We start from the raw sequence: 21740 nt of genomic DNA on the forward strand, positions 1-21740 counted from the left end.
GTAAAAACAAAAATCGGAAACGACCGCAGTCGTTTCCGATTTTTTAACGTTTAATCACTTATTTTGTCTGGGGAGGGGTAAGGGATGCCCCTTCATCCGAGAAGATCCAGAGCGTTTCATCGATATGAGAGCCACTCCTGGAGTAGGGTGTCACCTTGACGCGGAAGGTGGTGTCGTCGGTCTTTTTATAGGTGTGCTCCACGATGTCGCCGGTCAGGACCTTGCTGCGGATATAGTTGTAGTCCAGCAGGTCCGCCAGACTCTCGCGGTAGGCGGGCTGCACCTGCGTATCACGGTACTGCTGCAGAACGGCGAGGAAAGAGCCGCCGGAGGTGTCCAGAATTTTCTGGAAATAGTCCGGGACGATCACGCCGCGCATACGGTCGGTCTTCAGATCCACAACGAACACGCTTTTGTACTTGGGGGCAAGGACCCGCAGGAAATGCTCGGCATCCCGCTTTTCGGTCAGGGTCTGCTCCAGCTTCTCGTTCAGGCCCCGCAGCTGGCGCTCCTGGCCGTTGCGGGCATAATAGGCCTGCTTGTCCTGCCGCATGGCAGCTTCGGCCTGATTCATGGCATCGTCCAGCCGGTGCAGGTCGTTGGTGCTCTGAATGCCCACCGAGACCTCATATTCCTTCTCGCGCAAGAAAGCACGCATCTTGTCCACAGCCACCCACACGCTGTAGGGCGGCTGGTTCGGGGTGAGGATCACGAATTCGTCACCGCCGATGCGGTAGATGCGGCTGGAAGCAAAGAACTTGCGGGCCGCATTGGCAATGAAGCAGAGCATGGCATCGCCGCTGCGGTGGCCCAGATGGTTGTTGATCTCGTGCAGGCCCACCACATCGATATAGGTGCACACCATGGAGTCGTATTCGCTGGCCTGCAGCGTCCGCAGATCGGTCTCGAAGAGGCTGCGGTTCAGCAGGCCAGTCAGGGTGTCGTGGCTGTAGGAGAAGTCCAGCTCCTCGCTGAGATGGTCGGCCTGTGCATCCTCACGCACCACCACGGTGGCCCATGGGTTCTGGGCGCAGCAGTTGCGGCAGGGCAGAAATTCCATGGTGATCCACACGAACTGGCCGGACACGTTTTTGCGGAAGCGGTAGGCCTCCGGCTGCTGGGTGCTGAAAACAGCGGAGCGCAGGGCCTCCAGATCGGTCTGGTCGGTGAACATCTCCGCGTCGTCCGGGTGGATCACCTTGTTCGTCACCATGCGCTCACAGTAAGCGGCAAAGTCCTCCTCAGTGTCCGAACCCGCACCGGGCAGGCGCGGATCCCGCTTGATGACCCGGTATTCGCCGGTGGAAAGGTTCAGCAGAGAAAGCTCCAGCACATTATCCGCAAAGATCTGGTAGGCCTGCAGCGCCAGTGCGGTCTGTTCGCTGTCGGAGATGGGTGCCCGGCGGTCACGGCACATCAGGTCGCGGCGCATATCCCAGTAATCCTCGCTGTTGGGCTGGGCCAGCAGGGCCTCGGCATTCTCCACCGGCATGGGCTTGTAGAAATAATAGCCCTGCGTATACAGGCAGTCGGCGGCCTGCAGCATGGAGACCTGCTCCGGCGTTTCCACGCCCTCGGCGATGATGGGCAGATTCAGGCGGTGGGCCATATCCACCACCGATTCCACGATCTGCACGCCCTTGCTGCGGTTTTGCTGGTTCATGTCGATGAGCTTCATGTCCAGCTTGATGGCATCCACGTTGGTGTCCTTGAGCATATTCAGCGAAGAATAGCCGCTGCCAAAGTCGTCCATCATCACAGAGAAACCTTTGCGGTGCAGGCCCTGGATGGTGTTTTCCACCAGAGAAGCGTTTTCGGCCAGCATGGTCTCGGTGATCTCGGCCAGCAGGAGCTTGGGCTCCAGCTGATACTTTTCCACAAGGTTGGAGAAGATCTGCGGCACGTCCAGATTGACGATATCCACCACGGAAACGTTCACAGATACAGGCACAAGATTGCTGCCGCTCTCCTGCCACTTGTGCAGGGTCTTGCAGACAGACTCCCAGATGTACTGATCCAGCTGGGTCACAAGGCCGGTGCTTTCCAGCAGGGGCATGAACTCAGACGGGGGCACGCAGCCGCGGGTGGGGTGGTTCCAGCGCACCAGTGCTTCCATGCCCACGATGGCGCGGGTCATGCTGTTGCACTTGGGCTGCAGAAAGAAGCAGAACTCGTGATTTTTCAGGGCGTGCTCCAGCTCGCTCAGCAGCTGACGCTGCTTCTTGAGACGGCTGAGCATGGCCGGAGTAAAGCGGTGCATACCGCCTACGGCCGGGCTGGGGTCTACCGATGCGATCTGTGCAAGTGCATCGGGTTGCGGTGCGCCGACATTTTCATTCGACTTCAGTTCTTCGGACATGATAAATCCCTCGCTGTTGGATGTTTTCGACAAAATATGGCATTTTAGAAAACAGTATAGCACGATTTTAAACCTTTGAAAATAGATATTTAAAACATTGCGACATTGCGGCAAAAAAGAACGGAACGCCGGACGGGTCCGAAAGGCGGGGCATAAAAAGACCGCTGCATTCCTGTGCAGCGGTCTTTTGGGCAGCGGTCTCAGGCATCCTTGCGAGTGTCGGAGCCGTTTTTCTTCGGTTCTTCTTCGGGGCTTTCCCGGCGGGCAAGACCAAGGCGCAGGGCCTTGAGGGTGGTCTTTTTTACGCCATGCTTCAGGCCGGGGAAGGCGCGCAGCATGCGGCGCGGGCCAACGATGCGGGGGGTGCGCAGCAGCTGGGCCTGCATTTCATCGCTGCGGGCCTGCAGCTCCTCGGCCAGCTGTTCCAGACGCAGCAGCTCGGCAGCGCGCTCCATCGTGCCCTTGGCGGCCAGCTGTGCAGCCTTGGCGGCTTCGGCCGTGTTGAGCTTGGCGATCTCGGAAGCACGCTTTGCGGCCTCGCGGGCCTCTTCGGTCTTGGCACGGACGGCGGCCAGCGTTTCACGCAGGGCGCGCTTTTTCGGTGCGGCTTCGCGGGCCTCAGCGGCAGCAAGCTTGAGCTGCAGGCGCTGCTCGTCCAGCTTCTGGTCGGCGTTCAGGGTGGTGGTGCCCAGCAGCTGGGTCATGGCATCGCTGACGGCATGGATACTGTCGGCCAGCTGCTCCATGGCATCCAGCGTCTTGGCCAGACCGGAGGCGGCAAAGGCCGTAACGACTACGTCTGCCGCGTAGACTGCATAGAGCACACACATAACGACAAAGCCCACAAAGGGCGGGACCATATCCACAAGACCGGCGACGACCGGGTGGACGATGCGCATGACCACCAGCGTGCCCACGCCCCACAGCAGGCTGAATTCCAGACAGATATAGCCGCCAATGTTGAAGGGAAAGTCGCTGTAGTCCCACCAGCGGGTATGATAAAGCTTATACAGTGCCCAGCCGCCTACCAGTTCCAGCGCACTGGGCAGGATGACACCGCCGATGTACAGCAGCAGGACGCTGTCCTGCAAAGGGGTCAGGGTGAACAGCACAATGACCATGCCGAAGCCGTAAATGGGGCACACCGGGCCGTTGAGAAAGCCGCGGTTCACCAGCTGACCGGTGGTGGCGGCGGCAAAGATGACCTCCAGACACCAGCCGGTGCAGGAATAAATGAGAAAGAAGGCCAGCACATGATACAGCGAAAAGCCGCATACTGTGGTGGTCGTGAGAAAGTTGAGCATAAAACACCTCCTGTGAGAATCAGGCTGCTGTGCAGGTCAGTTCTGTTTTTGTATGATCTTGTATTCATCGCCCGGCTCAAAGAACGGGCAGGCGGCCGTGCTGCAGGAAAGATAGCGGGCCATCTCGTCCTCGTCCAGACAGCCGCCCTGAGCACAGTACCAGCTGCCGTACTCGTCCTGCACATTGTTCAGGCAGATCTCGCAGGGGTCATTCATTGCCTTCGCCTTCCTGTGCAGCCTTGGCAGCAGCCTCGGCCGCTTCGCGGGCCTGACGCTTGAGGATCTTCGGCTCGATCCAGGTCACGCTGGCGGGGTCCGGGTCCTTGCGGGCGATCAGGGCCTTGATCTTGATGCCCATTTCGGTGAACATGCCCTCGTGTTCGGTGCGGATGTTCCACTCCGGCTCGTTCTCATGGAGGTCAAAGGTCATCCACTCGATGTCGTAGCCGGAAGCGGGGAAGTATTCCAGACTGTCGCGGAACAGATCATCGTCGTCGGTCTTGAAGTAGATCTCGCCGCCGTCCTTGAGGAACTCACGGTAGTTGATGAGCTGGCGCGGGTAGGTGAGGCGGTGCTTGTGGGAAGAGCCGTTTTTGCTCCACGGATTGCAGAAGTTGATGTAGATGCGGCTGACCGTATCCTCGGCGGTAATGACCCCCTTGATGCGCTCGATGTCGGTGCTCATGATCTTCACGTTGTCGATGGGGCGGCCTGCAGCCTGATAGGCGGCTTCGATCTTGCGCTTGGCGAGGATGAGCACCTTATCGGTGATATCAATGCCCAGATAGTTGTTTTCCGGGTGGGCACAGGCCAGCTGGGAGATGAAGCCGCCCTTGCCGCAGCCCAGTTCCAGCACAAAGGGCTGCTCCGGGCGGGCATACTGGGCGTGCCACCTGCCGCCCCAGATCAGCGGCTCGTGCACATGGAAGTCGGCTGCCATCAGCTCGTCGTGGGCATAGGGTTTGAAACGCATTCTCATAGTTTGTTGTTCTCCTTAAAATTAACGTGGCTCGCCCTCTCAGGCGCTGACGCGCCAGCTCCCCCAAAGGGGGAGCCCTTGGCAAAGCCGGAAGGCTTTCCGTACTGCCAAAGCCTCTCCCTTTGGGAGAGGTGGCTTTGCGAAGCAAAGACGGAGAGGGCGAGGATGCTTACAAATTCTGCTCCCGCAAAAATTCCTCCACCTGTTCCGGTGCAGCGGCGCAGCTGCCCTGACAGATGCCGGGCTTGCCGCCGCCGCGTCCGTTCAGGGCGGCGTTCAGGGCTTTGGTCAGGGCGCGCACATCGCCGTCTGCCTGCGCGATGCAGTAGCCGGTGCCCTTTTCGGTGGGGGTCAGGGCGGCGCAGAGACCGGTGGTGGCTTCGGTCAGGCGCACCGCCAGCCGGTGCAGGCCGTCCGGGTCAAGGCCGGGCACTGTGCGGATGGCATCCTCACCAGGGTTTGCCAGCTGGGCAAGTGCATCGAACAGCTGAGAACATACACCAAAGTGTGTAAACTTGAGCGCAGTATACTCATCGTAGACGCGATGCACCGCCACAGCGGTCTGGTCGGCTTTGGCCGAGAGCAGTGCCCCGATCTCTGCCTGCCGCTGGCGCATAGCCTGTGCAGCAAGCAATGCCCGCTGGCCGCACACCACGCTCAGCCGCACGCCGCCCTTGTAGTTCTCGCTGGCCAGAATTTTGATCTGTCCCACCTGTCCGGTGGTGCGGGTGTGAGTGCCGCAGCAGGCGCAGACATCCGCACCGGGAATGGTCACGATGCGCACCTGCCCTTCGATCTCCTTTTTGGAGCGGTAGACAAGGGCGGCAAGCTCCTCCCGGGTGGGGTAGCTGACCAGCACCGGCACATCCTGCCACACGATGCGGTTGGCGGCAAGCTCGGCTGCCTGCAGGCCCTCGGCAGAAATGGGCACGCTGGTGTCCATGCGCACAGCCTCGGAACCGATGTGGAAGCCCACGTTCTCGGCCCCGAACATCTGGTGCAGGATGCCGGAAAGGATGTGCTCACCGGTGTGCTGCTGCATTTTGTCAAAGCGCCATTCCCAGTCGATGCAGCCGGAAACGGCAGTGCCGGGAACAGCGCTTTCCGGCAGAGCGTCCACGCTGTGCCAGAGGATGCCGTCATGCTCGTGCACAGCGGTCACATTCAGCGTGGCACCGTCCGGCAGGGTCAGGGTGCCCCGGTCGGCAGGCTGACCGCCGCCCTCCGGGTAGAACACCGTGCCGTCCAGCGCAATGCGCCCGCCGCCGGTCTTTTCGTCCGGCTCTGCGGCAAGGATGGTGCTCTCGCACTGGGTGCGGAAAGCGTCCTGTTCAAAGTATTTTTCTGTGCGCTGCATGGCGCGGGTACCTCCTGTTCAGGGTGCAGTTTGACGATTTAAAATGGCCGCCGCAGGCTCTGGCCATATTCAGCGGAAAATTTATTTTTATTTTTGCAGAATTGGAACGACTGCGGTCGTTCCAATTCTGCTTTTTCACGCAAGGGGCCGTAAAGGCCAACAACAAAAGAGATTTTACTGCATCTGCCGGTTTCGGCCCTTCTGGTGAAAATGCGTTTGGAGCGGCCCGCGTTTGCGCAGCAATGAAAGCCCCGGTGGGGCTTTTAAGCGGCGAGCGGTCTGCGTCAGCAGATGGAGGGGGCCTTGCCCCGACAAGTTCCGCAGGCCGCGACAAACGCGAAATAAAAAATCTAGATTCCGCTGAACATAGCCAGAGCGAAAGCGGAGGCTATTTAAAATCGAAAAAGGGATACACACCCAGTTTAAAAATAAGTATACCACGTTTTTTGCCTGTGGAAAATAGTCTGCGGATATGTTATGATAAGAAACAACGATATTCCCATAAAATGTTAAAAATGAGGAAGGTAATAGCATGCGTGAAAGTGGAATCCTGATGCCGGTGTCCAGCCTGCCCGGCCCTTACGGTATTGGCTGCTTTGGCAAGGAAGCATTCAAGTTTGTGGATTTTCTGGCACAAGCGGGCCAGAAGATCTGGCAGATCCTGCCGCTCAGTCCCACCGGCTACGGTGACAGCCCCTATCAGAGCTGCTCGGCCTTTGCGGGCAACCCCTATTTTATCGACCTCGACGCTTTGAAGGAAGAAGGCCTGCTCACCGCCGCCCAGCTCAAGGCCGAAAAATGGGGCACAGACCCCAAAGAGGTGGACTACGGCACTTTGTATGTGAGCCGCTTTAAAGTCCTGCGCACCGCCTACGCCGCATGGCGCAAGCAGTGCGCCGGGCTGCACGGCTGCAGCTATTACTTCCCGGATGATTATTATGCCTTTACCCTCGCCAATGAGGAATGGCTGGACGACTACGCCCTGTACATGGCCCTGAAAGTGGCCAACGGCATGAAGAACTGGGTGGAGTGGGACAAGCCCTACCGCCTGCGCGACAAGAAGGCCCTTGCTGCCTTTGCCGCCGAAAACGAGGAGGAGATCGGCTTCTGGAAGTTCGTGCAGTACAAGTTTGCGGCCCAGTGGCAGGCGGTGAAGGCCTACGCCAACAAAAAGGACGTGCAGATTTTGGGCGATATCCCCATCTATGTCTCTGCCGACTCGGTGGATGCATGGGTGGGCGGCGCGCTGTTTGAGCTGGACGCCGACGGCGGCTTTGCCCGTGTGGCGGGCTGCCCGCCGGATTACTTCTCTGCTGACGGTCAGCTGTGGGGCAACCCGCTGTACAACTGGGCCTACCACAAAAAGACCGGCTACGCGTGGTGGGTGCGCCGGGTGCGCCACGCACTGGGCATCTACGACCTGCTGCGCATCGACCACTTCCGCGGCTTCGATACCTATTGGGCCATTCCGGCGGACAGCACCACCGCCCGCACCGGCAAGTGGGAGAACGGCCCCGGCATGGAGCTGTTCGATGCGCTGGAAGCTGCCCTTGGCAAGCTGCCCATCATTGCCGAGGATCTGGGTGAACTGTTCCCCAGCGTGCGAAAGCTGCTGGCCGACAGCACCTTCCCGGGCATGAAGGTGCTGCAGTTCGCCTTCAGCGGTGGGGACAGCGAGTATCTGCCCCACAACCACGTCAAGAACAGCGTAGTGTATCCCGGCACCCACGATAACACCACCCTGACCGACTGGTGGGAGAACGGCGCTTCCGAAAAGGAAAAGGCTGCCGCTGCCGCTTACCTGCACCTGACCGGCGTAAAGCCCACCGCAAAGGAGCTGGCGGCCATCCGGACCGATGATGTCCGCATCGCTCTGCTGCGCGCAGCGCTGGGGTCGGTGGCTGACCGGGCCATCATCCCCATGTACGACTGGCTGGGTCTGGGTGCGGAAGCACACCTGAATACCCCCGGCAAGCTGGGTGGAAACTGGGCATGGCGCGCCGCTGACGGCTTTGCCGCCAAGGCACTGGCCAAGACCATCCACGACGAGTGCAGTGTGTACTGCCGCGTATAAACAGAAGGCACAGAGCGGCGGGAGCTTAGCAATTTGACGAAAATATAAAAACTCCGGCAGAAAATTGTGCGTTTTGCTGGTAAAATCGGAAGCTGAATGGTATAATGTTGCTAAAGCAGCATTATGCCATTTTTCTTTGCCTGATGCGTTCCCGGCATTTCCGGAAACAGGGCGGGCGCGGGATGCATAATGCGGCAGATGGTTCCTGAACGTATGGGGAACAGGTGACTGCACGCGGGATACGGGAGCGCCGCGTGCGCAGATGATGGGGAAAATTACATGAAGAAAGAATGTACCGAGCAGGATCTGCGGGAACTTGCGCGCTCAGCGCAGGCCGTATTTGAGGCAGTGACCCTGACCGAAGCACCGCTTTGTGACGGCTGGCAGGACGATGGCCTGCGGGTGGACTACGAGCTGCGCAATGGCCGTGTGGACTGTGTGCTGCACCGCAGAGTGGAAGCGGACGGCAAATGCTGGGAGCTGGAAATGAGTGCACCGCTGGCAGGCAATGTGCTGCCGGAAGAGCGCATGACACCCCGGGAGCGGGAACTGTGCCGCGAGGATATGAGCCACGATTTCCTTACCGGCGTGTACAACCGCCGCTATCTGGAAACGGTGTTTGCCCAAAAGCTGGAACAGTGTGCAGCGCAGGGCCGCAAAGCGGCCGTGGCACTGGTGAGCATCGACAACGGCCAGAAGCTGCGGGATACCTACGGCCAGCCTGTGATGGACCAACTGCACTGCTTTGTGGGCAACCAGTGGAAAAAGAACTTTGATACCCCTGCGACCCGCGTGGTCTGCCGCCTGACCGGCAGCATCTTTGCGGTGGGCTGTCTGGATGCCGACGGCAAGCAGCTGGCAGAGGAAATGCAGAACCTGTATCGGCAGATGCCCCGGGAATGCATCACCACCACCGGCATGATGCGCCGGGTACCCTTTACCCTGAGCTGCGGCGCAGCCGGGCTGGAGAATGTCTCTGCAAAGAACTGGCAGGCGCTGTACGAGCTGTGCGATGCACGCCTGCGGGAGGCACAGAACGCCGGCGGCGATCAGATGCGTGCAGAATAAAACCAGTGTATAAAATCCCCCTTTTGGCGCAGACTAAGGCCAGAAGGGGGATTTTTTGTATGGAAAACCAGAAAAACGACAACCTGAACCTGCTGGAAGCCGTGGTGCAGAATACCGAGATGGGCAAGAACACCTTGGAACAGATCGTGCCGATGACCGACGATGTGCAGTTCAAGGCCGAGCTGCTGCGCCAGCGCAATGTGTACCACCAGCTCAATCAGGAAGCGCACACCGCCATCGAGGCCTGCGGCGGCACCGCGCAGGGGCAGAGCGCCATGGCAAAGCTGAACACGAAAATGGGCATCAGTATGAAGACCCTCACGGACAAGTCCACCCGCAATCTGGCCGAGATGCTCACACAGGGCAGCGGCATGGGGGTGGTGGACTGCGTAAAGGCCCAGAAGGATTACCCCAATGCCGCGCCCGGCGCAAAGCGCCTTGCCCAAAGACTGCAGGAGTTTCAGGAGGATAGCCGGGTAAGGCTGGAACAGTTCTTGTAAAAGAAAACCCTCTCAGGCTCACTTTGTTCGCCAGCTCTCCCGAAGGGCGAGCCATTGGCAAAACGGAAAACGTTTCCGGAATGTCAAAAGCTCCCCCTTTCGGGGGAGCTGGCAATGCGAAGCATTGACTGAGAGGGTTCTTTTTTACAGTGCTTCCACCATTGCTGCCACGATCTTGGTGGCGGTGGCTACATATTCAGCAATGCTGAACTTTTTCACCACCAGCACCTCGTGGCCGTCCTCGTCAGCGTTGTCGCTCATGGCGCGCAGGATGACGCAGGGCACACCGTTCTTGGCGGCGATCTGGCTCACAGCGGCACCCTCCATCTCCACGCAGTCGGGGGCGCATTTGGCTTCAATGGCAGCCTTGGTTTCACTGTCGCCCACAAACAGGTCGCCGGTGGTGATCTTGCCCACCAGAGCCTTCACACCCGCTTCGGCGCAGGCTTTTTCGGCGGCAGCGATCAGCTCCGGGTCGCCGGTGTATTCCTTGAGGAACGGCGGGTTCTGGCAGATCATGTCCAGCTGTGCGTCGTGGTACAGCACGGTCTTGCCGATGACCACATCACCAATGCCGATCTTCGAGGTCATATTGCCTGCGATGCCGGAAAAGATGATCTTCTCCGCGCCGAATTTTGTGATGAGCACCTGCGTGGTGGCGGCGGCATTGGCCTTGCCCATGCCGGCACAGCACACCACCACCTGTCTGTCGGCCAGCGTGCCCTTGTGGTAATCCACGCCGCCGTAGGGCTCCACGGTGACGTTTTCCAGCTTTGCACACAGCTGATCGACTTCATCGGGCATTGCGCCCATAATACCGAAAATCATAGGAAACCTCTTTTACGATTTTAAATGGCCGACGCGTGCGCTCTGGCCATATTCAGGGGAATGACTCTTTTTAATTCAGGAAGGCTGGGGAACGAACCCTCTCAGTCATCGCTGCGCGATGCCAGCTCTCCCAAAGGGAGAGCTTTTATGGCTCTTCCGGTTCGCTGCAATCGAGCTCCCCCTGAGAGGAAAGACTTCCCCCGGCCGGGGGAAGATGTCACGCAGCGACAAAAGGGGGAATCTGTCAAAACCGTCGGGTTTTGACTGAGAGGGTTTCCCTTTAAACATTGAACAGGAACTCGATCACATCGCCGTCGTTGACAACGTACTCCTTGCCCTCGGTGCGCTGCAGACCCTTGGCCTTGACGGCGGCGTAATCGAAGTTGTTGGCTTCCAGATCGCTGTAGCCAATGACGCTGGCACGGATGAAGCCGCGCTCGAAATCGCTGTGGATCTTGCCGGCAGCCTGCGGTGCCTTGGTGCCCTTGCGGATGGTCCATGCGCGGCACTCCTTCTTGCCGTCGGTCAGGAAGGAGATCAGGCCCAGCAGATCATAGCTGGCAGTGATGAGGTTGTCCAGACCACTGGCTTCAATGCCCATTTCAGCCAGAAAAGCCTTCTTTTCCTCGGGAGAGTAGTCGGCGATATCCTCCTCGGTTTTGGCGCAGATGGGAATGTAGCGTGCGCCCTCTTCCTTGGCGCGTGCGGCCACCAGCGGGACATACTTGTTGTTTTCGATGCCCTCCATCAGGTCGTCCTCGCCCACATTGCAGGCGTACAGCACCGGCTTTGCGCTCAGCAGGCCCATTTCATGCAGAACAGCTTGCTGCTCGGCATCGCCCTCGTCAAAATCGAAGCTGCGGGCAGGCTTGCCGGCGCTCAGGTGGTCGGCCAGCTGCTGCAGCCATGCGGCTTCGGCGGCAGCACCCTTGTTGTTGCCGCTCTTGGCAGCCTTTGCCATGCGGCCTGCGCGGTTCTGCACCACCTCAAGGTCGGACAGGATCAGCTCGTAGTCGATGGCATCGATGTCGGCAATGGGGTCCACGGCCTCAGCCTTGGAAACATCCTCCACCACGTGGATGATGTTGTCATCGTCAAAGCAGCGCACCACATGCACAATGGCGTCGCACTCGCGGATGTGGCCCAGGAACTTATTGCCAAGGCCCGCGCCCTGACTGGCACCCTTTACAAGGCCCGCGATATCCACGAACTCCACGATGGCAGGGGTCTTTTTATTGGTCTGCCAGATCTCGGCCAGCTTGTCCAGACGCTTGTCCGGCACGGCTACGATGCCGCTGTTCGGCTCGATGGTGCAGAAGGGATAGTTTGCGGCTTCTGCGTTCTTGGTGGAGGTGATGGCATTGAACAGAGTGGACTTGCCGACGTTCGGCAGGCCGACGATACCTAATTTCATTTTATTATACTCCTTGCGAAAAAGATTTTACGCTGCGGTAAAAAGCGATATTATAACAGGATAATTGTAGCACAATGGACGTTTTTTCTCAATACTCACTTAAGTGGAAACGAAAAGCCGCCCGTGGAAAAGCAGTGCTGCTTTTCCACGGGCAGTCCTTATGATTCAGGTTGTACGGGTCTTACTTGCAGATGGTAAGGGTGCCGGACGCGGTCTCTTCAAAGTGGCTGGCGTAGAATTCCTCCATCAGCCGGATGAGAGAAATGATGTCCCGGGCACCGGCGGTCTCGTAGCAGGAGTGCATGGCCAGCTGGGGCAGGCCGATGTCCACGCAGTTCATGGATACCTGTGCCATGGCAAGGTTGCCCAGAGTGCTTCCGCCGACCTTATCGGAACGGTTGGCAAAATACTGCAGCGGGACACCGGCGCGGGCGGCAAGCTCTTTGGCAACGGCCATGCTCATGCCGTCGCTGGTGTACTTCTGGCCGGCGTGGACCTTGACCACAACGCCCTCGTTCATGTAGGTGCAGTTGTTCACATCGGTATATTCCGGGTGGTTGGGGTGCACGGCGTGGGCGTTGTCGGCGCTGAACATGAAGCTGGAAGCCACCGCACGGTGGAAGTCCTCATCGCCGGGGCAGACGTTCTGGGCGATGCGGTGCAGAACGTCGTACAGGAAGGTGGAAGCCGCGCCCTGCTTGGTGCCGGAACCCACTTCTTCGTTGTCGAAAAAGGCGGCAACATTGATGGACCGGGCGCAGTGCGCGTTCAGAAAACCCTTCAGGATGCCGAACACGCACTGCTGGTCATCCAGACGGCCGGAGGAGATGAACTCCTCATTGCAGCCCCAGACGGCGGCCTTTTCGCGGATGCAGAGGAACAGGTCGCTGCCAAGGATCTGGTCTTCTGCGACCTGCAGCTCAGCGGCGATCAGCTTTTTCAGCACGCCTTCCTCGGCGGCACCGCCCAGCAGGGGCAGCATATCCACCTGCTTGTTGTAGGAAGCCTTGTCGTTGACCTCGCGGTTCATATGGATGGCCACGCTGGGGATCATCAGCAGGTCGCGGTCCAGTGTGAGCAGGCGGGAGGTGATGGCATCGTTCTCCTTTATCAGCACACGGCCTGCCACCGACAGCGGCCTGTCCATCCATGTGGAGCAGATCATGCCGCCGTAGCCCTCGGTGTTCAGCTTGGTGTACTTCCGGCCCATGTGGATCTCGGCGTTTTCCTTGATGCGGAAGCAGGGGGAATCCGTGTGGGCAGCGGCCACGTTAAAGCTGTAGTTTTCCAGCTGTTCTCCCATGCGGAATGCAAGGATGCTGGAGCCGTTGCGGCAGACAAAATAGCTCCCGCCGGGTTCCAGCTGCCACCGGCGGCTCTCCAGCAGCTCGGAAAAGCCCTCCTTCAGCAGGATATTCCGGACGGATGCAGTGGTGTGGTATGCGGTAGGATTGCCGTCAATGAAGGACAGCAGCTCCTGTACTTCTTTTTCGATCATTGGAAGACCCTCCATGGATTTATCGGTTTGGATGCTCCTATTCTACTTCTGCGGTTTGCGCTTTGCAATAGCCGGCCCTGCGGGCGGGGAAGAATTTGTTTTACATTGCGCGGGTTCTATAGTATACTATTCCTGTTGGTAAATATCGAATCGACAGGAAAGGCAGGGACCCGTCATGGAATGCAGTGATCCGCGCTATCAGGCGTATGTGGAAATATTAAAAGAGGAGCTCATCCCGGCAATGGGCTGCACAGAGCCCATTGCACTGGCTTATGCTGCGGCCCGGGCACGCGAGGTGCTGGGCGCACTGCCCGAGAGCGTGCAGCTGCAGGTGAGCGGCAGCATTATTAAGAATGTGAAGAGCGTCATCGTGCCCAACACCGGCCACCTGAAAGGCATGGAAGCCGCTGTGGCAGCGGGCATCATTGCCGGTTCGGCAGACAGAGAGCTGGAAGTCATCTCCGAGGTCAGCGAGGACAAGAAGGCTGCCATCCGGGACTATCTGCAGACGGTGCCCATTTCCATCCAGCACATCGAGCAGGGGCATGTGTTCGATATCATCGTTACCGAGCGCAGCGGGGATTCCTACGCAAAGGTGCGCATTGCGGATTTTCACACCAACATCTGCCTGATCGAAAAGAATGGCCGGGTGCTCTACGAAAAGCCGCTGCTGAACGAGGAGGCTCGGCGGGACAGCCGGGCCGACCGCAGCCTGCTGAACATGAAGGACATCTGGGACTTTGCCGAGACGGCCGACCTGCAGGATGTGGCGGACCTGCTGGAACGCCAGATCCGCTATAACAACGCCATTGCAGAGGAGGGCCTTCTGGGCGACTATGGCGCGAACATCGGCCGGGTACTGCTTTCTACCTACGGCAACGATGTGTCTATCCGGGCCAAGGCCAAGGCGGCCGCCGGTTCGGATGCCCGCATGAACGGCTGTGAGCTGCCGGTCATCATCAACTCCGGCAGCGGCAATCAGGGCATCACCTGCTCGGTGCCGCTTATTGAATATGCCAAGGAGCTGCACAGCGGCAAGGAAAAGCTTTACCGTGCCCTCATCATTTCCAATCTGGTGGCCATCCACGAAAAGACCGGCATCGGCACCCTGTCCGCCTACTGCGGCGCAGTCAGCGCCGGTGCGGGCGCAGGCGCGGGCATCGTATATCTGTGCGGCGACGGCTATCAGGCCGCCATCCACACGGTGGTCAATGCGCTGGCCATCGTGTCCGGCATCGTGTGCGACGGCGCAAAGGCCTCCTGCGCGGCAAAGATCGCATCCTCGGTGGACGCGGCCTTGCTTGGCTACAACATGTACAAGTGCCATCAGGAGTTCAAGGGCGGCGACGGCATCGTGATGAAGGACATCGAGACCACCATCAAGGGCATCGGCCGTCTGGGCAAGAACGGCATGAAGGAGACCAATGAGGAGATCATCCGGCTGATGATCGAGTAAGGCCGGGCCGGAATTGTGAAAAAATCATACAAATCCTTCTTTATTTTGTCATAACTCTTCCGTATAATAAGAAGTGGAATACTTTGCTGCTCTGCCTGCCCCGGCGGGCATCCGATAAAATGGGAGGAGATCATTATGGCCAACGAAAAGATCCTCGTTGTGGACGACGATACCAATATCTGCGAGCTGCTGCGGCTGTACCTGACCAAGGAGGGCTATCAGGTCACGGTGGCAAACGATGGCGAAGAAGGTCTGGAAAAGTTCAATCAGGTCAAGCCCGATATGGTGCTGCTGGACGTGATGATGCCCAAGATGGACGGTCTGGAAGTGTGCCGCCGCATCCGCAAGGCGGGCAACACCCCGGTGATGATGCTCACGGCCAAGGGCGAGACCTTTGATAAGGTGCTGGGCTTGGAGCTGGGTGCAGACGATTACATGGTAAAGCCCTTTGATGCCAAGGAAGTGGTGGCCCGTATCAAGGCGGTGCTGCGCCGCTGCCAGACCACCACGGCTGCTGCCGAGAGCACCGAGGGCGTGATCGAATTCGACAACCTGCGTCTGGACATGAACAGCTATGAGCTGCGGGTCAAGGGCAAGGTGGTGGAGGCTCCCCCCAAGGAGCTGGAACTGCTGAACTGTCTGGCCTCCCATCCGAACCGCGTCTACACCCGTGACCAGCTGCTGGACGAGGTGTGGGGCTTTGAGTATTACGGCGACAGCCGCACCATTGATGTGCATGTCAAGCGCCTGCGCGAGAAGCTGGCCGGTGCTTCCGACAAATGGGAGCTGAAGACCGTATGGGGCGTGGGCTATAAGTTCGAGGTGCGTCAGTAATGCGCAAAAGTATCTCGGTGGCATTCTTCTCGCTGGTGTCCACCCTGATGGTGCTGGGCATCGTACTGATGGGCGCTTCGGAGTGGGTGCTGTTCAAGAACTACTTCGCCAAGGACCGCTACGAAACACTGGATCAGGTGGTGGGTGTCACCCAGCGCACGGCCCAGTATCTGGTCCAGCAGGCGGAGCTGCCGGAAGGCGATGAGCTGGACGCACTGAGCACCAAGCTGGAGATCATCGGCGAGAGCGCAGAGGCCTATCTGTTCTTTACCGACAACGACGGCCGGGTGATGATCGCCTCCAGCCCGGACAAGCTGGAGAGCCTGACCGTGCCGGAAGAAATGATGGAGAAGATCGACGCTTCCGATGCAGATTACTACCATGTGTTCGGCACGCTGGGCGGCATGCTGGACGGGAAAAGCTACATCACGGTCAGCGAAATGCGCAATGAGAACGGCCAGCCCAGCGGCTACCTGTTCCTGTGCTCTTCCGGCGAGCAGCTGACCCAGTTCAAGCAGCAGTTCTGGTCCAACTTCCTGCTGTCGGCCTGTGTGATGCTGCTGTGTGCCAGCATCCTGACCAAGATCCTGATGCGCCAGCTCACCGACCCGCTGCAGAAGGTGACGGATGCTGCCCAGCGCTTTGGCGGCGGTGATCTTTCCGTCCGTGTGGAGGGAGTGGAAGGCGAAGGCGAGGCAGCCGACCTTGCCCGCACCTTCAACCGCATGGCAGACAACATCCAGATGAACGACAACTCCCGCGGTCAGTTCATGGGCAACATTGCCCACGAGCTGCGCACCCCCATGACCACGATCAAGGGCTTTGTGGACGGCATTCTGGACGGCACCATCCCGCCGGATATGCAGAACCACTACCTGCAGCTGGTCAGTGAGGAAACGGGCCGTCTGGCACGGCTCATCCAGAACATGCTGGATCTTTCCAAGCTGGAAAGCGGCGAATATCAGGTGAATGCCCGGATGTTCAACATCTGGGAGACGATCACCGGCGTGGCGCTGTCGGCAGAGCAGCGCATCAACGACGGCATGATCGACATCGACGGCCTGACCATGGACGAAAAGGTGCTGGTCTACGCCGATCCCGACCTGATCCATCAGGTGGTGTATAACCTGCTGGACAACGCCATCAAGTTTACGCCTGCGGGCGGCACCATCCGCTTCGGGGTGGAAAAGCTTGGCCCGGAAGCCGAGATCTCCATCTGGAACTCCGGTCAGGGCATCAGCCCGGAAGCGCTGCCCTACGTGTTCCAGCGGTTCTACAAGGAGGACCGCTCCCGCGGCCTGCACGCCCGGGGCGCTGGCCTTGGCCTGAACATCTGCAAGGTGCTGGTGAACCTTTCCGGCGGGCAGATCCGGGTGGAGAGCCAGCAGGGCGAGTGGTGCCGGTTCGTGTTCACCCTGCCCACCGTGGCCCCGAACCCCGGCGGCATGAAGCGCCTGCCGGACGAAGCCGGCGGTGAACCCACCGTGGAAGACCCTGCAAGCATGAAGCCCGTAGAATGAACTTCCAGCCAGACTGCCCCGGACCCGGGGCGGTCTGGCTGTTTTGGCGTGGGGAAACCTTGCCGCCGATGAAACTCCCCCAGTCATCTCGCTGCGCTCAATGCCAGCCCCCTCTGGGATGGGGCCCTTGGCATGGCGGTAAAGCTTCCGGTTAAAGTGCAAATCTTCCGGGCGTGCCAGAGGCTCCCTCTCCGAGGGAGCTGGCAAAGCCGTCAGGCTTTGACTGAGGGAGTTTACTTCGCAAATGGACAGATCTTTCCAAATACGTCATTTCCGTGAAAAAGCCATTGGCGGGTTTGATTTTTTGCTCGTTTTCATGTAAACTAAAAGATAACCATGCCCATGCTGTTTTTGCGGTTTGAAACCGCCAGCATAATGGGACAAATGGGAATAAGAAATTATAAAATAACGGAGCGTAAAGATAGAATATGGCAATCGTAAGTCCTTCGATCCTTTCCGCTGATTTTGGCAAACTGGGTGCAGACTGCCGCATGGTGCTGGATGCCGGTGCACAGATGCTGCATTACGACGTGATGGACGGCCACTTTGTGCCCAACATCAGCTTTGGCGTGCCGGTGCTCAAGAGCCTGCACAAAAATCTGCCGGATGCCTTTTATGATGTGCACCTGATGATCAGCCATCCGCTGCAGTATGCGGAAGCCTTCATCAAAGCCGGTGCCACCCTGTACAACTTCCACCTTGAGTGCGAGGACGATATCCAGGCCACCATCGATGCCGTCCGGGCGCTGGGCTGCAAGGTGGGGCTGACCATCAAGCCCGGCACCGAGCCGCAGGCGCTGGCACCGTATCTTGACCAGCTGGATCTTGTGCTGGTGATGAGCGTGGAGCCCGGCTTCGGCGGGCAGAAGTTCATGCCCTCGGCGCTGGACAAGCTGCGCTGGCTCAAGGCAGAGCGCGAAGCGCGCGGCGCACACTATCTGCTGGAAGTGGACGGCGGCGTGGACAATGCCACCGCGCCCCAGTGCGTGGAAGCGGGCGCTGATATTCTGGTGGCGGGCAGTGCAGTGTTCGGCGCAGCAGACCCTGCTGCAGCCGTGCAGCACCTCGCCAGCCTTTGAAAGGATAACCATTTATGGATGAATCTTTGATCCGGGAGCAGGAGGCACAGCTCCAGAAGACCGGCCGCTACTATAAGCATATCTGCTTTATGGCGGTGCCGGTGCTGTGCATGGCCTGTTTTCTGTACGGTGTGCGCCCGCTGCTGCTGTGCGGCATTGCGGTGCTTACCGGCAACCTGTGCGACCGTCTCGTTTCGCTGCTGCGCCGCCGCGTGTATCAGGGCAGTGACTTTTCCAACGAGAGCTTTGCGCTCGTCATTGCCTTGCTGATGCCGGTGACGGTGGATATCTATGTTCTGATCGCCGCAGTGCTTGCCGGTGTGCTGATCGGCAAGGAGATCTTTGGCGGCTACGGCAGCTACCCCTTCAACCCGGCTGCTGTGGGCTATGTGGTGGCGGCAGTGTCATGGCCGGAACAGGTGTTCCGCTATCCGCAGCCCTATACGAACATCCCTTTGTGGGACGCTTCCATGGTGCCGGTCTCCAGCGCCATTGGGGACACCCTGCGCAGCGGCGGCATGCTGAACATCGGCTCGCTGGCGCTGGGTCTGGGCGAATATGCTGCTCCCATGGGCACCGGCGCTGCGCTGGTGATCCTTGCCTGCGGCCTGTTTTTGTGGACCCAGAAGGATGCCCACATGTCTGCATCGATCAGCTTTCTTGTGACCTGTGCGGTCATTGCGTTCTTCTTCCCGCGGCAGGCGGGCCTTGCCGACAGTGCCGTGCTGTCAAATATCCTGCCCCGCCTGCAGTGTGTGCGGGATGAGCTGCTGACTGGCGCGATCCTGTTCAGCGCGGTGTTCCTGATCAACGAGCCTTACACCTGCGTGCACCACCGCATGGGCCGTGTGCTGTACGGCGTGCTGGTGGGCGTTGTGAGCATGGGCTTCCGCTACTATGGCGTGTACGAGACCGGTGTGTGCTTTGCGCTGCTGGTGGTCAACAGTGTGTCGGCATGGATCGACCGCACCGAGGCAAAGCTGTATCACCTGACCCATCTGCAGGCAGATGCCGGAAAGGAGGCAGCACAATGAGACGCGCAACGGCTGAACTGATCGTAAAAGATCCCAACAAGTTTGCCCACCACGACCGTGTGTTCCTGAATAACCCGGTGGTCATGCAGGGCATGGGCCTTGCCCCGCTGGTGGTGCTTGCCACCAGCGGCCAGAATGCGGTGATGCTGGCGGTGGCGGTGGCGCTGCTGCTGGTGCCCTCCCGCGTGCTGGCCTGTCTGCTGAGCCGCCTTGTGCCCCTGCACGACGAGGATCCCGCCCCGGAAACGCTGCAGAAAAAGCTGCTGCCCCGTGCACTGGTGTACGGCTTCAGCACGGCGGTGGTGTATCTGGCGGTGTATCCCATCCTGAATATGCTGTTCAGCACCAGCCTGCTGAGCCTTGGCATCTACCTGCCCATGCTCACGGTGGAGCCGCTGCTGACCTACCGCTTTGGCCGCGTGCAGGAGACGGTGCGCAAGGCTGTCTCCAAGGGCCTGCGCATCACGGTGGGCTATGCTTTGCTGCTGGTGCTGCTGGGCTGCGTCCGTGAATGGCTGGCCGCAGGCACCATGTTCGGTGTGGTTGTCAGCCGCCCGGTGCTGCCCATGGCAAGCATGCCGGCAGGCGGCTTTATCGTGCTGGGCGTGCTGTGCGCCGTATGGCGTGCACTGGCCCAAAAGCGCAAGGCATATCTCACCAAAGAGGCACGCAACCTTGTGGATGTGCATTCCCAGAAGGAGGCGGACCGCGAACAATGAGAGATGTTGTAACAACAAGCGCAGTGTTCTTCAGCTATGCACTGCTGGCGGTGTTCGCGCAGAACGCCGTCTTTACCCGTGCACTGGGCGTTTCGCGTCTGGTGCAGCTGGTGGGCGATGACCGCACCAGCAGCTGGCTGTTCGGTATGCAGCTGTGCATCACGCAGGTGCTGGTAACGCCCTTTGCGTGGTATGCCGGCAGCCGGATCGCGCCGCTGGCAAACCGTGCCCAGCTGCGCCCGCTGGTGTATATTGCCAGCATTGCCGTGGTGTGCGTTCTGGAGCACGCCGTGCTGTGGCTGGCGAAGGGCCTGCCGCACCGCAGCGCATTGCTGCGCATCGTGCCGCTGGCGGGCCTGAACAGCTGTGTGCTGGGCACTGTACTGGTGGAGCGCACCCAGAGCTTTACGCTGGGGCAGAGCCTTGGCTTTGGCCTTGGCAGCGGCCTTGGCTATGTGCTGGCGGTGCTGCTGGTAACGGAAGCCCGCCACCGCCTGCGCAGCAAGGCCATCCCGGAAGCATTCCGCGGCCTGCCCATCACGCTGGTGTATATCGGCGTGCTGGCACTGGCAATCTATGGTTTCACCGGACATTCTGTGATCCTGTAACATTGGCAGGGAGGAGAATCGACAATGGCAAAGTATAAACGTCAGAAGGTCAAGCGCTACCGCCGCAGCTTCTACAGCCGCGGTACACGCATCAAAAAAGGCATCGGCATCGTGGTGCTGGTGCTGGCGGTGCTGGGCGCAGCCTGGCTGGCAGCACCCCACGTGCTGGACTGGGCTACCCACACCTGGTATACTGTGGTGAAGAACCGTGATCTGGAAGCTGAATCGGCATCCCGCGCAGCCGCCTCGTCCGAAGCAGCTGCATCCTCGGCGGTACAGGAAGCGGCTTCGTCCCAGCCGGAGCCGGAACAGCCCAAGGAGCTGGACGGCAAGGCCATTACCGGCGGCAGCTGGGCCGCAGTGGATGTGAGCACCCTTGCCGATGATGCGGCCATCCGTGCAGCGGCGCAGCAGCTCAAGGCGCAGGGAGCGGATTACGGCCTTGTGACCCTGAAAACACCGGATGGCAGCATCTGCTACGCTTCGCAGGTGCCGGCTGCCGCCCAGAGCATTGCCGACACCACCGTGGACCCGGCCCGCATCGCGGCCATCTTCCGGGAGGAGGGCGTGATCCCTGTGGCCCAGCTTGCAGCCTTCAAGGACCCCATCTCCTCCCGCACCGACCGCAGCATGGCCATCCACTACGGCGACGGCCTGTGGCTGGACGCCCAGAAGGACGGCAATGCATGGCTGAATCCCTACTCCGCTGCGGCAGTGGAATATGTAGGCGATCTGGTAGCCGAGGTGCAGGGCATGGGCTTTGAGCAGGTAGTCCTGACCAATGTCCAGTTCCCGAAGCTCAGCCGCAAACAGGACTACGGCGAGACCAGCGGCGTTTCCCGCGCGGATCAGCTCAAGGCGGATATCGCCGCCCTGCAGAGCCGCTTTGCGGGCAGCATGACCCTGTGGTTCAGCTACACGCTGGATCAGTGCAATACCAACAGCGTGTCGCTGGATGTGCCCGCTGTGACGCTGGGCATGGACAACCTGCTGGTGACGGCAGACAAGGCGATGGACGCCGACAGCCGCACCGCACTGGAGCAGTCTGCCGCCGGACAGGGCGTGCAGCATCTGGTGCTGCACAGCGCCGACATTTTCCAGTAACGTCT

20 protein-coding genes are annotated in these 21740 nt (G+C 59.6%); 12 read left to right on the forward strand and 8 right to left on the reverse strand.

Annotation, left to right across the window (positions count from 1 at the left end):
- Nucleotides 1-58 precede the first annotated feature (58 nt).
- The 5 genes from DWY76_RS10655 to DWY76_RS10675 form a co-directional block, all read right to left on the reverse strand.
- Nucleotides 59-2359, reverse strand: a complete 2301-nt coding sequence (locus DWY76_RS10655; protein WP_120081320.1) for a GGDEF domain-containing protein — start codon at nt 2357-2359, stop codon at nt 59-61.
- 200 nt (nt 2360-2559) lie between these two features.
- Nucleotides 2560-3663 (reverse strand): putative ABC transporter permease, encoded by a 1104-nt coding sequence (locus tag DWY76_RS10660; RefSeq protein WP_120081321.1) that lies wholly within the window; start codon nt 3661-3663, stop codon nt 2560-2562.
- Between the two features lie 36 nt (nt 3664-3699).
- On the reverse strand, nt 3700-3879 hold the full coding sequence (locus DWY76_RS10665; RefSeq protein ID WP_120081322.1) for a DUF6472 family protein: 180 nt from the start codon (nt 3877-3879) through the stop codon (nt 3700-3702).
- Nucleotides 3872-4642 (reverse strand): tRNA (guanosine(46)-N7)-methyltransferase TrmB, encoded by a 771-nt coding sequence (gene trmB / locus DWY76_RS10670; protein WP_120081323.1) that lies wholly within the window; start codon nt 4640-4642, stop codon nt 3872-3874. The genes DWY76_RS10665 and trmB overlap by 8 nt, the downstream gene beginning before the upstream one ends.
- 169 nt (nt 4643-4811) lie before the next feature.
- Entirely contained in the window at nt 4812-5999 is a 1188-nt protein-coding gene (locus DWY76_RS10675; RefSeq protein WP_120081324.1) for an alanyl-tRNA editing protein, read from the reverse strand.
- Between the two features lie 23 nt (nt 6000-6022).
- On the opposite strand from DWY76_RS10675, the gene DWY76_RS10680 reads away from it, so the two are divergent.
- The 4 genes from DWY76_RS10680 (at nt 6023) to DWY76_RS10695 (ending at nt 9641) form a co-directional block, all read left to right on the forward strand.
- Entirely contained in the window at nt 6023-6553 is a 531-nt protein-coding gene (locus tag DWY76_RS10680; RefSeq protein WP_120081325.1) for a hypothetical protein, read from the forward strand.
- Nucleotides 6532-8073 (forward strand): 4-alpha-glucanotransferase, encoded by a 1542-nt coding sequence (gene malQ, locus DWY76_RS10685; RefSeq protein WP_005938260.1) that lies wholly within the window; start codon nt 6532-6534, stop codon nt 8071-8073. Before DWY76_RS10680 ends, malQ begins: the two co-directional genes overlap by 22 nt.
- 279 nt (nt 8074-8352) lie before the next feature.
- Nucleotides 8353-9141, forward strand: coding sequence for a diguanylate cyclase (locus DWY76_RS10690; protein WP_120081326.1), 789 nt, complete (start codon nt 8353-8355; stop codon nt 9139-9141).
- Between the two features lie 59 nt (nt 9142-9200).
- Nucleotides 9201-9641 carry a hypothetical protein gene (locus DWY76_RS10695; RefSeq protein WP_120081327.1) on the forward strand — a complete coding sequence of 147 codons (441 nt, stop codon included), beginning with the start codon at nt 9201-9203 and terminating at the stop codon, nt 9639-9641.
- Between the two features lie 144 nt (nt 9642-9785).
- Here DWY76_RS10695 and DWY76_RS10700 read toward each other — a convergent pair whose 3' ends face one another.
- From DWY76_RS10700 to DWY76_RS10710, 3 genes are all read right to left on the reverse strand, one after another.
- Nucleotides 9786-10469 (reverse strand): 5'-methylthioadenosine/adenosylhomocysteine nucleosidase, encoded by a 684-nt coding sequence (locus DWY76_RS10700; protein WP_120081328.1) that lies wholly within the window; start codon nt 10467-10469, stop codon nt 9786-9788.
- 280 nt (nt 10470-10749) lie between these two features.
- Nucleotides 10750-11883 carry a redox-regulated ATPase YchF gene (gene ychF / locus DWY76_RS10705; protein WP_097774170.1) on the reverse strand — a complete coding sequence of 378 codons (1134 nt, stop codon included), beginning with the start codon at nt 11881-11883 and terminating at the stop codon, nt 10750-10752.
- Nucleotides 11884-12064: 181 nt separating this feature from the next.
- Entirely contained in the window at nt 12065-13381 is a 1317-nt protein-coding gene (locus DWY76_RS10710; protein ID WP_120081329.1) for a M18 family aminopeptidase, read from the reverse strand.
- A 175-nt stretch (nt 13382-13556) separates the two neighbouring features.
- Here DWY76_RS10710 and DWY76_RS10715 point away from each other — a divergent pair, with 175 nt between their 5' ends.
- The 8 genes from DWY76_RS10715 to DWY76_RS10750 all read left to right on the forward strand — a co-directional run bounded on the left by DWY76_RS10715 (nt 13557) and on the right by DWY76_RS10750 (nt 21735).
- On the forward strand, nt 13557-14837 hold the full coding sequence (locus DWY76_RS10715) for an L-serine ammonia-lyase, iron-sulfur-dependent, subunit alpha (protein WP_120081330.1): 1281 nt from the start codon (nt 13557-13559) through the stop codon (nt 14835-14837).
- A gap of 135 nt (nt 14838-14972) precedes the next feature.
- Nucleotides 14973-15671 carry a response regulator transcription factor gene (locus tag DWY76_RS10720; RefSeq protein ID WP_005938284.1) on the forward strand — a complete coding sequence of 233 codons (699 nt, stop codon included), beginning with the start codon at nt 14973-14975 and terminating at the stop codon, nt 15669-15671.
- Nucleotides 15671-17191 carry a HAMP domain-containing sensor histidine kinase gene (locus tag DWY76_RS10725; protein ID WP_120020658.1) on the forward strand — a complete coding sequence of 507 codons (1521 nt, stop codon included), beginning with the start codon at nt 15671-15673 and terminating at the stop codon, nt 17189-17191. The genes DWY76_RS10720 and DWY76_RS10725 overlap by 1 nt, the downstream gene beginning before the upstream one ends.
- Before the next feature lie 428 nt (nt 17192-17619).
- Nucleotides 17620-18270 (forward strand): ribulose-phosphate 3-epimerase, encoded by a 651-nt coding sequence (rpe, locus tag DWY76_RS10730; protein ID WP_097774165.1) that lies wholly within the window; start codon nt 17620-17622, stop codon nt 18268-18270.
- Between the two features lie 14 nt (nt 18271-18284).
- Entirely contained in the window at nt 18285-19304 is a 1020-nt protein-coding gene (locus tag DWY76_RS10735) for an RnfABCDGE type electron transport complex subunit D (protein ID WP_120081331.1), read from the forward strand.
- The gene (locus DWY76_RS10740) at nt 19301-20023 is read left to right on the forward strand and encodes an Rnf-Nqr domain containing protein (protein ID WP_120081332.1); all 723 of its coding nucleotides are present in this window, start codon (nt 19301-19303) and stop codon (nt 20021-20023) included. The genes DWY76_RS10735 and DWY76_RS10740 overlap by 4 nt, the downstream gene beginning before the upstream one ends.
- Nucleotides 20020-20631: an Rnf-Nqr domain containing protein gene (locus DWY76_RS10745; RefSeq protein ID WP_005938298.1), complete on the forward strand. Its 612-nt coding sequence runs from the start codon at nt 20020-20022 to the stop codon at nt 20629-20631. Before DWY76_RS10740 ends, DWY76_RS10745 begins: the two co-directional genes overlap by 4 nt.
- Before the next feature lie 24 nt (nt 20632-20655).
- Nucleotides 20656-21735 carry a putative glycoside hydrolase gene (locus tag DWY76_RS10750; RefSeq protein WP_097774162.1) on the forward strand — a complete coding sequence of 360 codons (1080 nt, stop codon included), beginning with the start codon at nt 20656-20658 and terminating at the stop codon, nt 21733-21735.
- Nucleotides 21736-21740: the final 5 nt, after the last annotated feature.

It is taken from the genome of Faecalibacterium sp. AF27-11BH, from assembly GCF_003603005.1.
GTDB lineage: Bacteria > Bacillota > Clostridia > Oscillospirales > Ruminococcaceae > Faecalibacterium > Faecalibacterium taiwanense.